13 protein-coding genes and 1 tRNA gene are annotated in these 12,417 nt (G+C 58.8%); 6 read left to right on the top strand and 8 right to left on the bottom strand.

Going from position 1 to position 12,417, the window contains the following annotated elements:
* Positions 1-6: 6 nt before the first annotated feature.
* Both serS and cysG read left to right on the top strand, forming a co-directional pair.
* Complete coding sequence (gene serS, locus JOE39_RS09640) at positions 7-1,287, top strand: serine--tRNA ligase (RefSeq protein ID WP_003317946.1); 1,281 nt, start codon at positions 7-9, stop codon at positions 1,285-1,287.
* Positions 1,288-2,682, top strand: a complete 1,395-nt coding sequence (cysG, locus tag JOE39_RS09635; RefSeq protein WP_010425516.1) for a siroheme synthase CysG — start codon at positions 1,288-1,290, stop codon at positions 2,680-2,682.
* Between the two features lie 50 nt (positions 2,683-2,732).
* Here the strand turns inward: cysG and JOE39_RS09630 are convergent, their stop codons facing one another.
* From JOE39_RS09630 to tusD, 6 genes are all read right to left on the bottom strand, one after another.
* Positions 2,733-3,731 carry a glutathione S-transferase family protein gene (locus JOE39_RS09630; protein WP_010425515.1) on the bottom strand — a complete coding sequence of 333 codons (999 nt, stop codon included), beginning with the start codon at positions 3,729-3,731 and terminating at the stop codon, positions 2,733-2,735.
* Positions 3,732-3,827: 96 nt separating this feature from the next.
* Complete coding sequence (locus JOE39_RS09625; protein WP_046266441.1) at positions 3,828-4,829, bottom strand: glycosyl transferase family protein; 1,002 nt, start codon at positions 4,827-4,829, stop codon at positions 3,828-3,830.
* Complete coding sequence (locus JOE39_RS09620) at positions 4,826-5,161, bottom strand: TusE/DsrC/DsvC family sulfur relay protein (protein WP_003317943.1); 336 nt, start codon at positions 5,159-5,161, stop codon at positions 4,826-4,828. Before JOE39_RS09620 ends, JOE39_RS09625 begins: the two co-directional genes overlap by 4 nt.
* Entirely contained in the window at positions 5,158-5,457 is a 300-nt protein-coding gene (tusB, locus tag JOE39_RS09615; protein ID WP_003395712.1) for a sulfurtransferase complex subunit TusB, read from the bottom strand. Before tusB ends, JOE39_RS09620 begins: the two co-directional genes overlap by 4 nt.
* Entirely contained in the window at positions 5,457-5,819 is a 363-nt protein-coding gene (gene tusC / locus JOE39_RS09610; RefSeq protein ID WP_096116522.1) for a sulfurtransferase complex subunit TusC, read from the bottom strand. Before tusC ends, tusB begins: the two co-directional genes overlap by 1 nt.
* 1 nt (position 5,820) lies before the next feature.
* Positions 5,821-6,213 (bottom strand): sulfurtransferase complex subunit TusD, encoded by a 393-nt coding sequence (gene tusD / locus JOE39_RS09605; RefSeq protein WP_003317940.1) that lies wholly within the window; start codon positions 6,211-6,213, stop codon positions 5,821-5,823.
* A gap of 234 nt (positions 6,214-6,447) precedes the next feature.
* On the opposite strand from tusD, the gene JOE39_RS09600 reads away from it, so the two are divergent.
* Both JOE39_RS09600 and JOE39_RS09595 read left to right on the top strand, forming a co-directional pair.
* Positions 6,448-7,749: an MFS transporter gene (locus JOE39_RS09600; protein ID WP_004417288.1), complete on the top strand. Its 1,302-nt coding sequence runs from the start codon at positions 6,448-6,450 to the stop codon at positions 7,747-7,749.
* A gap of 15 nt (positions 7,750-7,764) precedes the next feature.
* Positions 7,765-8,544, top strand: a complete 780-nt coding sequence (locus JOE39_RS09595; RefSeq protein WP_004417290.1) for a substrate-binding domain-containing protein — start codon at positions 7,765-7,767, stop codon at positions 8,542-8,544.
* On the opposite strand, the gene JOE39_RS09590 is transcribed toward JOE39_RS09595, so the two are convergent.
* Positions 8,530-9,438 carry a LysR family transcriptional regulator gene (locus JOE39_RS09590; RefSeq protein WP_046266440.1) on the bottom strand — a complete coding sequence of 303 codons (909 nt, stop codon included), beginning with the start codon at positions 9,436-9,438 and terminating at the stop codon, positions 8,530-8,532. The genes JOE39_RS09595 and JOE39_RS09590 overlap by 15 nt on opposite strands.
* 143 nt (positions 9,439-9,581) lie before the next feature.
* Positions 9,582-9,669: transfer RNA gene (locus tag JOE39_RS09585), tRNA-Ser, on the bottom strand.
* A gap of 121 nt (positions 9,670-9,790) precedes the next feature.
* Here JOE39_RS09585 and JOE39_RS09580 point away from each other — a divergent pair.
* Together JOE39_RS09580 and JOE39_RS09575 are read left to right on the top strand one after the other, a co-directional pair.
* A complete protein-coding gene (locus tag JOE39_RS09580) occupies positions 9,791-10,462 on the top strand; it encodes a Bax inhibitor-1/YccA family protein (RefSeq protein WP_010425505.1) in 672 nt (223 codons plus the stop codon).
* A gap of 480 nt (positions 10,463-10,942) precedes the next feature.
* Positions 10,943-12,373 (top strand): serralysin family metalloprotease, encoded by a 1,431-nt coding sequence (locus JOE39_RS09575; RefSeq protein ID WP_003411605.1) that lies wholly within the window; start codon positions 10,943-10,945, stop codon positions 12,371-12,373.
* Positions 12,374-12,417: the final 44 nt, after the last annotated feature.

The raw sequence follows: 12,417 nt of genomic DNA, 5'->3' as shown, positions 1-12,417 counted from the left end.
AACGATATGCTCGATTCCAAACTGTTACGTACTCAACTTCAGGACGTAGCGGATCGCCTGGCTTCCCGTGGTTTCACGCTGGATGTGGCGCGCATTGAATCGCTGGAAGCCCAGCGCAAGGTAGTGCAGACCCGCACCGAACAGCTGCAGGCCGAGCGCAATGCACGTTCCAAATCCATTGGTCAGGCCAAGCAGCGCGGCGAAGATATTGCGCCGTTGATGGCTGATGTCGAGCGCATGGGCAACGAGCTGAGCGAAGGCAAGGTCGAGCTGGACGGCATTCAGGCCGAACTGGATGCGCTGGTGCTGAGTATTCCGAACCTGCCTCACGAGTCCGTGCCGGTCGGTGCCGACGAAGAAGGCAACGTCGAAGTGCGTCGCTGGGGTACGCCGACGTCATTCGATTTCGAGGTCAAGGATCACGTTGCGCTGGGCGAGAAGTTCGGCTGGCTGGATTTCGAGACTGCCGCCAAGCTGTCCGGCGCGCGCTTTGCGCTGCTGCGTGGTCCGATCGCGCGTCTGCACCGTGCCCTGGCACAGTTCATGATCAATCTGCACATCAACGAGCACGGCTACGAAGAGACTTACACGCCGTATCTGGTGCAGGCTCCAGCGTTGCAGGGCACAGGTCAGTTACCCAAGTTCGAGGAAGACCTGTTCAAGATCTCCCGCGAAGGCGAGGCCGATCTGTACCTGATCCCGACTGCCGAAGTGTCGCTGACCAATATCGTGTCGGGAGAAATTCTCGATGCCAAACAGCTGCCTCTCAAGTTTGTCGCCCATACCCCTTGCTTCCGCAGTGAAGCGGGCGCGTCCGGGCGTGACACTCGCGGCATGATTCGCCAGCACCAGTTCGACAAGGTCGAGATGGTCCAGATCGTTGCGCCTGATGACTCCATGGCCGCGCTCGAGTCGCTGACCGGCAACGCCGAACGCGTCCTGCAATTGCTTGAGCTGCCTTATCGCACGCTCGCGCTGTGCACCGGCGATATGGGTTTCAGTGCGGTGAAGACTTACGACCTGGAAGTCTGGATTCCGAGCCAGGACAAATATCGCGAAATCTCTTCCTGCTCCAACTGCGGTGATTTCCAGGCGCGGCGCATGCAGGCGCGCTGGCGTAACCCTGAAACCGGCAAGCCGGAGCTGGTCCACACCCTCAACGGGTCGGGCCTGGCGGTAGGCCGCACACTGGTGGCAGTGTTGGAGAACTATCAGCAGGCGGACGGTTCGATTCGTGTGCCTGAGGTGCTCAAGCCGTACATGGGCGGCCTTGAGGTCATCGGTTAAATGGAATTTCTGCCGCTGTTCCATAACCTGCGTGGCAGCCGTGTGCTGGTGGTTGGTGGCGGTGAAATTGCCCTGCGCAAATCACGCCTGATTGCCGACGCCGGTGCAGTGCTGCGCGTGGTTGCGCCGGAAATCGAGGCACAACTGAGCGAGCTGGTTGTCCAGAGCGGCGGTGAAATGATCCTGCGCGGCTACAGCGAATGCGACCTTGATGGTTGCGTGCTGATCATTGCTGCGACGGATGATGAGCCGCTCAACGCTCAGGTGTCACGCGATGCCCGCTTGCGTTGCGTTCCGGTCAACGTGGTTGACGCCCCGGCGCTGTGTACGGTGATCTTTCCGGCCATCGTCGACCGCTCGCCCTTGGTGATTGCCGTGTCCAGTGGCGGCGATGCGCCGGTGCTGGCGCGTTTGATTCGCGCCAAGCTGGAAACCTGGATTCCCTCCAGCTACGGGCAGCTCGCCGGACTGGCTGCGCGCTTTCGCAATCAGGTCAAAGGCCTGTTTCCGAATGTGCAGCAGCGCCGAGCGTTCTGGGAAGATGTTTTTCAGGGCGCCATTGCCGATCGCCAGCTGGCCGGGCAGGGTGCTGAAGCCGAACGTATGCTGATCGCCAAGATTGCTGGCGAGCCGCCTTCTGAGACCGGTGAGGTCTATCTGGTCGGTGCGGGTCCAGGTGATCCGGATTTGCTGACTTTCCGGGCCTTGCGCCTGATGCAGCAAGCGGATGTGGTGCTGTATGACCGCCTGGTCGCGCCAACGATTCTTGACCTGTGCCGTCGTGATGCCGAGCGTGTCTACGTTGGCAAGCGCCGTGCGGAGCATGCCGTTCCGCAGGAACAGATCAACCAGCAACTGGTTGCACTGGCAAAGCAGGGCAAGCGAGTGGTGCGTCTGAAGGGCGGTGATCCGTTCATCTTCGGCCGTGGCGGCGAGGAAATCGAAGAACTGGCGGCGCATGGCATACCGTTCCAGGTAGTGCCCGGCATCACCGCTGCCAGCGGTTGCGCAGCATATGCGGGTATACCGTTGACGCACCGTGATCATGCGCAATCGGTGCGCTTCATCACCGGGCACTTGAAAAACGGTACGACAGATCTGCCCTGGTCAGATCTGGTAGCGCCTGCGCAAACACTGGTGTTTTACATGGGGCTGATCGGTTTGCCGGTTATCTGTGAGCAGTTGATCCGGCACGGTCGCTCTGCCGACACGCCTGCTGCACTGGTCGAGCAGGGCACCACCGTCAATCAGCGTGTGTTCACGGGTACTTTGGCAAACCTGCCGCAGCTGGTCGCCGAGCATAACGTTCATGCGCCGACGCTGGTGATCATCGGTGAGGTGGTCAAGTTGCGTGAAAAGCTGGCGTGGTTCGAGGGCGCTCAGGCGACTCTCTGATGTCAATGGTGGGTAGCCCGTCCGGGCTATCCACCACTTCTTCCCATACGTCAGTTGTTCCAGACACCTTCACCGGACAGTCGCTCACGGTCGTGATCTGCCTGCAGATCGAGTGCGGGCCCCTTCGGTATGATGCCGGTCGGGTTGATGGTGCGATGGCTCCCGTAATAATGCCCTTTGATGTGTTCGAAACTTACCGTCTCTGCGATACCCGGCCACTGATAAAGCTCACGTAGCCAGTTGCGGAGATTGGGGTAGTCCGCGATGCGCCGCAGGTTGCATTTGAAGTGGCTGTAATACACCGCATCGAAGCGCACGATGGTGGTGAACAGGCGTATGTCGGCTTCGGTGAGGTGTTTGCCTGTCAGGTAACGCCTTTCGCCGAGCAGATTTTCCAGCACATCCAGTTCAGCGAACACATCGTCGAACGCCTCCTCATACGCACCTTGCGAAGTTGCGAAACCAGCCCGGTACACGCCGTTGTTGACCTTCGGGTAGATCTGCTCGTTAAGCTCGCCAATGCTCGCGCGTAACGCTTGCGGGTAGAAATCCAGCGTATTGCCGGTCAGATCGTCGAATGCGGAATTGAACATGCGGATGATTTCCGCAGATTCGTTGCTGACGATGCATTGCTGCTGCTTGTCCCACAGCACCGGAACGGTGACGCGGCCGGTGTATCGAGGGTCGTCGGCGGTATAGCGCTGGTGAAGGAACTGCAGGTCGTCCAGGGCATCGCCGCTGGAGCCTTTCTGCTGATCGAAGGTCCAGCCGTCTTCCAGCATCAGCCAGCTGACTACCGATACATCGATCAGGCCTTCCAGGCCCTTGAGCTTGCGCAAAATAAGCGTGCGGTGTGCCCACGGGCAAGCCAGAGACACGTACAGGTGATAGCGGCCCGCCTGCGCAGCAAACCCGCCTGCACCGGACGGTCCAGGCTGTCCATCGGGCGTGACCCAATTGCGTCGCTGCGCATTTTCGCGCTGAAATGCGCCATCTTTGCTGCTTTCGTACCACTGGTCTTGCCAGTGTCCTTCGACCAGAAGGCCCATGTCTGACTCCCATTTCCAGGTGATAGAGCTTGGAGGTCAGCGCGGGTGCATCGGTTCGACTGGATTACGGCCTTTCATTGTCGAAAGGCCGAAGCGTCACAGATTGATGTCGCGGCGATCCCAGAATACCTGCGCCTGGGCGAAGGCCTCGTCACGATCGACGCCCAGGCCGCGCAGGGCGAGCGCCATGGTCGATATCAATGCAAGTTGCGGGTAACTGTCTTCGATTTCTCCTCGCCACAAGGCCAGCAGTTGCTGCGGGTCGAGTGTCGCCGGTTTTACATGGCGACGCGGTGAGAGCGCTGGCCATTCTTCATCCCACGGCTGGCCGCCGGTGGTGCCGTACAGGTGGCTGATGGTGTCGGGGTTGATCTCGATTTCGCCGCCATCACCCTTGACCACGATGGCGTTGTCGCCGAGCAGGCTGCTGGCATCGCGATGCACGCTTTGATAGCCCGGGTGAAAAATGCTTTGCAGGCCACACCGCGCCTGCAGCGGATTGAGAATGCGTGCCAGCGAATGAATGGGCGAGCGTAGCCCCAGCGTGTTGCGCAGATCGATCATGCGCTGCAACTGCGGTGCCCAGTCGGCGAGCGGAATGAACGCCAGCTGTTCTTGCTCAAGCGAGGTTTTGACCGCTGACCAGTTGCGGCACAGCGGTATCTTCAGCAGGTCCAGCAGCTGCTCGGTGTACAGACGCCCTGCGGTATGCGCGCCCCCGCCGTGCAGGAGGATCCTGACGCCGTTTTGCGCCAGGCATTTGGCTGCCAGCAGATACCAGGACAGGTGACGCTTTTTTCCGGCGTAGGTCGGCCAGTCGATGTCGACCTGCATGTCGGGAGCGTGCAGACGTTCACGCACCGCTTCGGTAAACCCCGCCAGCTCCTCGGGGCTTTCTTCCTTGTGACGCAGTAGCATCAGAAAAGCGCCAAGTTGGGTGTCCTCGACTTTTTCATCGAGCAGCATGCCCATGGCTTCCCGTGCTTCCTCGCGAGTCAGGTTGCGCGCGCCACGTTTGCCTTTGCCCAGAATGCGAACGAACGTCGCAAAGGGATGTTCTTCAGGTGTTTCAGTGACAAGCGCAGCGTAATCATTCATATGCAATTGGTCGGTTTGGGCAGGCCCGCCAGCTTGGCGGCGAGTTTGGCGGGAGTGCCGTTGAACAGGCGATTGAGGTGCATGCTGTTGCCTTTTTCTGCACCCAGCTTCAGCGCGGTGTATTTGATCAGCGGCCGTGTTGCGGGCGAAAGCTGGAACTCGGCGTAAAAACCTCGCAGCAGCTCAAGGATTTCAAGGTGCTCGGCACTCAGCTCGATACCTTCCTCGGCGGACAAGGCGTGGGCGACGTCCAGCGACCAGTCGCTGAGGTCTTGCAGAAAACCATCCTTGTCCAGTTCGATGCTGCGCCCATCAATGTTCAACTGTTTCATAACCAGGTATTGACCTTGTCGAAGCGCAGCGACAGTTCCACGAACGCCGGGTAGTCGATGCTGCTGACTCCGGCAGGGAGGGGCAGATTGCGTGCGCTGAGGTCTTCGTCGAGGGCGAACAGTTGCGATGAGTCGACCGACGACTGAAGGGCTTTGAGCTGCGCACTGGATGGCATCAGCGCATAGGTGGCATCGCCACAGAGCAGTACGCCATCATCGTTGCCCAGCAAGCGCAGGCAACTGTCCAGCCGGGTGTCGGCAAACGGCGAGTGAGAGAGAACGTGCAAAGTAGCCATCAGATCGTGATTACCTCGTCATACCGGTCAAAAAGTGCTGACAATTCTGCGCGCGTAGTCAATTGGCTCAGCTCTTCGCTCAATGCGCCAGGGGAGATGCCGCGCTCGGCCAGGCTTTGTCGGCAGACGTAAAGGTCTTCGACACCGAACATCGGCAGGGCTTTCAGGTTTGCGGTCAGGTCTTTCTGTTGCAGGGCGTCGGGCGACTGCTGTGGCAACAACTGAAAAACCCCGTCGTCCAGAAACAGCAGGCCTACCGACAGATCGAATGCTCCGCCCGCCAGTACGATATCCAGCGCTTCGCGGGCACCGGGACCGGACCACGGCGACTGACGGCTGACAACCAATAGTGATCTGGGCATCTCATGGCCCTCCGAAGCAGATCAGGCGATCAGCCGATTGCACAGCATCGTGCAGCTGGCCCAGCCCGGACAATTCCCACGGCTCGCGCAGGTTTGCCGCCGGCCGCTGATAACGCTCGGCCTCTTGCGTGTCGAGCACACCGCGACGCAACGCCGCGGCAATGCACACCACGCCGTCCAGCTTGTGCTCGACGATGAAGTCACGCCACTGCAGTGCCATATCCTGCTCGTCCTGCGGCGTCACGACGTTGGCTGACGCGCTGTGTACGCCTTCCTGATAGAAGAACAACCGGACAATTTCGTGCCCGCCTGCCAGCACCGCCCTGGCGAACTGCAAGGCTCGCCGAGAGGAGGGCGCATGCGCGGCGGAAAAAAGGGAGATGGCGAATTTCATGATCGGCTCTGCCAACAAAACATGCGCAATGATAAAGAATTCAAGGGCAGGCGTGTGAGTTTGGCGCGTGTTGACCTGCAAGCGCTGGACCGGGATGCAACGGTTTGCGCCCGGATTGATGTTCAATGGGCATCAATCGATGAAAACATAGCACTTATCGTTTCAAAGTGTGTCCGGCAGACTCCTCCATCACAAGCGCTTACAACACTCTAATAAGATCGCTGGAGAACACTGATGCACGGCTCATCCCCATTACGAAAAGAATCCTCCCGGTCGAAGGCAGGCGCGGTATTTCGGGTCACCTCCGGTAATTTCCTCGAGCAGTTCGACTTCTTCCTGTTCGGCTTTTACGCCACCCAGATCGCCTCCGCCTTTTTCCCGGCCAGCAGTGAGTTCGCTTCGCTGATGATGACCTTCGCGGTCTTCGGTGCTGGCTTCCTGATGCGTCCGTTGGGTGCCGTGATTCTGGGCGCTTACATCGATGACGTGGGCCGCCGCAAAGGGCTGATCGTGACGCTTTCGATCATGGCCAGTGGCACGCTGCTGATCGTTCTGGTACCCGGTTACGCGAGCATCGGCCTGTGGGCGCCGGCCCTGGTATTGGTCGGCCGCTTGCTGCAAGGCTTTTCTGCCGGCGCGGAACTGGGTGGGGTGTCCGTGTATCTGGCAGAGATGGCGACACCCGGCCGCAAGGGCTTCTATACCAGTTGGCAGTCGGGCAGTCAGCAGGTGGCAATCGTTGTCGCCGCTGCACTGGGCTATGGCTTGAACCAATGGATGGCACCTGCTGCTGTCGCCGATTGGGGCTGGAGAATTCCGTTCGCCATCGGTTGCCTGATCATTCCGTTCATTTTCCTGCTGCGCCGCAGCCTGCAGGAAACAGAGGAGTTCGCCACTCGCTCTCATCGTCCGACCATGCGGCAGGTGTTCGCGACGCTGCTGCAAAACTGGCGCGTGGTGATTGCCGGAATGCTGATGGTGGCGATGACCACTACCACCTTTTATCTGATCACCATCTACGCACCGACATTCGGCAAAACCGTACTCAACCTGAGTACCTCCGATGCGCTTCTGGTGACCTTGCTGGTCGGTGTCTCCAACTTTATCTGGCTGCCTGTCGGCGGCATGTTGAGCGACCGTTTCGGGCGCAAGCCGCTGTTGGTTGCGATGACGCTACTGACCATCGTCAGTGCGTACCCGGCGCTGTCTTTCCTCGCTCTGGCGCCCAGCTTCGGCCATATGCTGGAAGTGCTGTTGTGGTTCTCGTTTCTCTACGGCTTGTATAACGGCGCGATGATTCCGGCGTTGACCGAAATCATGCCGGTAGAGGTGCGTGTTGCCGGTTTCTCGCTGGCCTACAGCCTGGCGACGGCGGTTTTTGGTGGTTTCACTCCGGCGATTTCGACCTGGTTGATCCACCTCACCGGCGACAAGGCTGCACCTGCTTACTGGATGACATTTGCTGCAGCCTGTGCGCTGGGTGCCACATTGGTGCTCTACCGGCACATCTCGACCCGCCCGCAACTGGCTGTTTAATCAAGGAAAATCATTATGAAATCGTTATGCAAACATCAATTGGCCGCGCTTTTTCTCGGCTGTATCGCGGTCAGTGCGGCGGCGCAGGCTGAACAGCTCAAGGTTATGACCTCCGGCGGCTTTACGGCTGCGTACAAACTGCTCGGACCGCAATACGCGGCGTCTTCCGGGGACTCGCTGGACACCATTCTCGGCCCATCGATGGGCAAGGCGCCCGAGGCCATCCCGAATCGTCTAGCCCGTGGCGAGCACGCCGATGTGGTGATCATGGTCGGCTATGCGCTGGATGATCTGATCAAGCAAGGTAAGGTAGACCCGGCATCGCGGGTCGAACTGGCTGACTCGCGGATCGGGATGGTGGTGAAGGAGGGTGCGGCCAAGCCGGCGATCGGCACCGACAGTGAGCTCAAGGCCACCTTGCTCAAGGCCAGGTCGGTGGCTTACTCCGACAGCGCCAGTGGCGTGTACATCGAAAAAGAGCTTTTCAAAAAGCTCGGTATCGAGAAGGAGCTCGCGCCGAAGGGCAAGATGATCGAGCGCATCCCGGTTGCTTCGGTGGTTGCCAAGGGTGACTACGAGGTGGGCTTTCAACAGGTTGCCGAGTTGCTGCCGATTCCCGGCGTGACGTTCGTGGCGAAGATCCCGGAAGACGTTCAGTCGGTTACCCGTTATGCCGCGGGCATCCCGGTCAATGCCGAGCATCCGAAAGAGGCGAAGGCCTTGCTGGATTACCTGGCTTCCCCGAAGGCCCAGGCTACAGTGCAGTCTACCGGTCTGGATTCAGTTCCCCGCTGAGCGTGAAGGCATTTTCCTGACCAGTTGTTCCAACTCGAGGGCTGCCGGTGTCAAGGTCCTGCCACGACGCTTGATCAGCCCTACATTGCGAATCACCTCGGGCGCAACCAATGGCACGCTCACCAGAAACGGGTGAGCGGTCATCGGCATGGCGATCGACGGCACCGCAGCCACGCCAAGCCCGGCTTCCACCAGGCCGATCATGGTCGTGACATGGCGGGTTTCGCAGATGCTTTCCTTGTGCGGGCGCGAAGGTGCCAGCGCCTGATCCAGCACCAGACGATTACCCGAGGTGATGTCCAGGCCGATGTAGTCGTGGCGGTACATCTCTTCCCAACTGACGCTGTCGCACTTTGCCAGCGGGTGATCCCGCCTGCAGGCCATCACGTAGCGTTCCTGCAGCAGCAGCTCGAAATCCACCTCCGGCGCCAGATTGCCGCTGAAACTCACCCCGAAATCGGCTTCGCCCAGGGCAACCGCGCTGTTGACCTCATTGGCGCTGGCGTCCATGACCCGGATTCTGATTTTCGGAAACAACCGGTGAAAGGCGCTGATGACCTGAGGCATGAAGTAATAGGCGGCTGAAGGCACGCAGGCAATCGTCACGCTGCCCATTCGCGTGGAGCCGACGCCTTCGATGGTCATCAACGCGCTGTCCAGATCATCCAGAATGCGTTCGACCTGAGGCAGAAATGCGCGGCCGACCGTGGTCAGACTGACCCTGCGGGTGGTCCGCTCGAACAGCTTCACATTCAGCGCAGACTCGAGCTTTTCTATTCGCCGACTGAGCGCAGGCTGGGTGATCTGCACGGTTTCAGCGGCCTTGCGGAAGCTGCCATTCTCGACCACGGCACGAAATGCCTGGAGGTCGTTGAGGTCGAAATTGATGGGCATTGCGTAACCAGGCTGATTGATTCGGTATGGACATCAATATATCAGGTTGCGTGCTGCAGCTCGCACGGCGGGGCGGTGGGAGGAATTCGTGGCGACCAGAAACGACAAAGCCCTGAATAATCAGGGCTTTGCGCTGCCAAATATGGCGGAGGCATAGAGATTCGAACTCTAGGACCTGTTACAGTCGGCAGTTTTCAAGACTGCTGCCTTAAACCACTCGGCCATACCTCCACTTCGTTGCGGGCGCCATAATACCGGAATGAAACAAGCTGTCAAACTCTGTGACTAGCCAGTTGCAGCGCCTCTGTTATGATCTTTGCAACTCAACATTTCAACAGCAAGGAGTTTCGCCATGCGCGAACAGGATTACAGCCTTAAAACCGGCATGCAGGCCGACCAGCTCGAGGTTAGTCGTGTCCTGCGCAATACTTATGGTCTTCTCGCCCTGACACTGGCTTTCAGTGGTGTCATGGCCTTTGTCGCTCAGCAGATGCGCGTCGGCTACCCGAACATTTTCGTGGTGCTGATCGGCTTCTACGGTCTGTTCTTCCTGACCAACAAGCTGCGTGATTCGGCCTGGGGCCTGGTGTCGACCTTCGCCCTGACAGGTTTCATGGGCTTTCTGCTGGGTCCGATCCTGAACCGTTACCTGGGCATGGCCGGTGGTGCTGAAGTGGTCAGCTCCGCCTTCGCGATGACGGCTCTGGTATTCGGTGGCCTGTCAGCCTACGTACTGATTACCCGCAAGGACATGAGCTTCCTGGGTGGTTTCATCACCGCAGGTTTCTTCGTACTGCTGGGTGCGGTAGTGGCCGGCATGTTCTTCCAGATCAGCGGTCTGCAACTGGCTATCAGCGCGGGCTTCGTGCTGTTCTCGTCGGTGTGCATTCTGTTCCAGACCAGCGCGATCATTCAGGGTGGTGAGCGTAACTACATCATGGCGACGGTCAGCCTGTATGTATCGATCTACAACCTGTTTATCAGCCTGCTGCAGATCTTCGGCATCATGAGCCGCGACGATTGATTTACCAGGCCTGAATATTCAGGCCGCTGCACTTCAACAAAAGCCCCGACTTGTCGGGGCTTTTTGCGTTTGTGTGGCGGGGAAAAATGTCAGCATTGGCCCATCGCACTGCTGGCGGTGTGCCGTTCCTGGCGGCTGAGTGAGCCGGAGCATTACTCAGAGCATTTGCGGCCAGTCGACCCCGTAAAATTCCTGACCTATCAGTCATATTTATCAAGCTTGCTACAGTCTGTTCAAGCGTTTATCGACTATTTCATCATCACAAAAAATAATATCAGGCGATTCTCCAACGCCTGTAGGCGCTTGCCCATTTAGGGCCACTTGACATCATCGAACAGTGCTGGACACAAGATTTCAGGATGTGTCAGTTTTGTTACGCAATACGATTTTTATGCTTCACAAGGCGTGTGACCGGACTCTCTCGCTACAGGGGAGAGTCCTGTCGTACCTAACCTGTCAAACAGCAAACAAGGAAGTGTCATGACGAAAGTCAAAGAAAATGCTGCAATTCAACTTTCCGCTGCTACCAGCACCTCTTTTGACCAGATCAATGCGTTCGCGCACCAGTATGACCGTGGCGGCAACCTCACGATCAATGGCAAGCCCTCGTATTCGGTCGATCAGGCCGCTGATTATATTCTTCGCGACGACGCCGCCTGGACGGATCGCGATGGCAACGGCACCATCAACCTCACCTACACGTTCCTGACGGCCAAGCCTGCCGGGTTCGACAATTCGCTGGGGACTTTCAGTGCGTTCAACGCGCAGCAGAAAGCACAGGCGGTATTGTCGATGCAATCCTGGGCAGACGTCGCCAAGGTCAGCTTTACCCAGGCGGCTTCCGGCGGCGACGGGCATATGACCTTCGGCAACTACAGCAACGGCAGCGCAGGCGGGGCAGCTTTTGCCTACCTGCCGAGCGGCAACAGCCGTACTGACGGCCAGTCCTGGTACCTTGTCGATAACAGCTACAAGGTCAACACCACCCCGGACAATGGCAATTACGGCCGTCAGACCCTGACCCATGAAATCGGCCATACCCTGGGCCTGTCTCACCCGGGTGACTACAACGCGGGCGAGGGCAATCCGAGCTACAAGGACGCCACCTACGCAGAAGACACCCGTGGCTATAGCGTCATGAGTTACTGGAGTGAGTCCAACACTGACCAGAACTTCGTCAAGGGCGGCGCTCCGTCGTACTCTTCGGCACCGTTGCTGGATGACATCACTGCCGTTCAGCAGCTCTATGGCGCGAACATGAGCACCCGTGCCGGTGATACGGTCTATGGGTTCAACTCCACTGCCGGGCGCGATTTCTACAGCGCCACGTCCGCCTCCTCCAAGGTGGTGTTCTCGGTGTGGGATGGCGGGGGCAAGGATACCCTCGACTTCTCCGGCTTCACCCAAAACCAGAAGATCAACCTCAATGCCGCCTCGTTCTCGGATGTCGGTGGCATGGTGGGCAACGTTTCGATCGCCAAGGGTGTGGTGGTTGAAAACGCGGTGGGCGGTTCGGGCAATGACCTGTTGATCGGCAATGCTGCCGCCAACGACCTCAAGGGTGGTGCCGGCAACGACATCATCTATGGGGGTGGCGGCGCCGACAGCCTGACCGGTGGTGCGGGTGCCGACATCTTCGTGTTTGGCGCCAGCTCCGACTCCAACCGTGCAGGCCAGGATACGATTCGTGATTTCGTCAGCGGTCAGGACAAGATCGACGTGTCGGCCATTTCCACGCTGAGCGCGCTGCAGTTCGTCAACGCGTTCAGCGGCCATGCTGGCGAGGCGATCCTCAACTATAACCAGAGCAGCAATCTGGGCAGTCTGGCGATCGACTTCACCGGGCAGGGCATCGGCGATTTCCTGGTCGGTACCGTAGGTCAGGCAGTCGCTGCTGACATCATCGTTTAACCGGTAAAAATCATGGGCGAGTCGATCGGCCCGCCCATGATCTG

This window comes from Pseudomonas sp. PvP100 (genome assembly GCF_017833055.1).
In the GTDB taxonomy this organism is placed as follows: Bacteria; Pseudomonadota; Gammaproteobacteria; order Pseudomonadales; family Pseudomonadaceae; genus Aquipseudomonas; species Aquipseudomonas syringae.
Note: the sequence above shows the minus strand (reverse complement) of the source record. Positions and strands in the feature narration are given on the sequence as shown.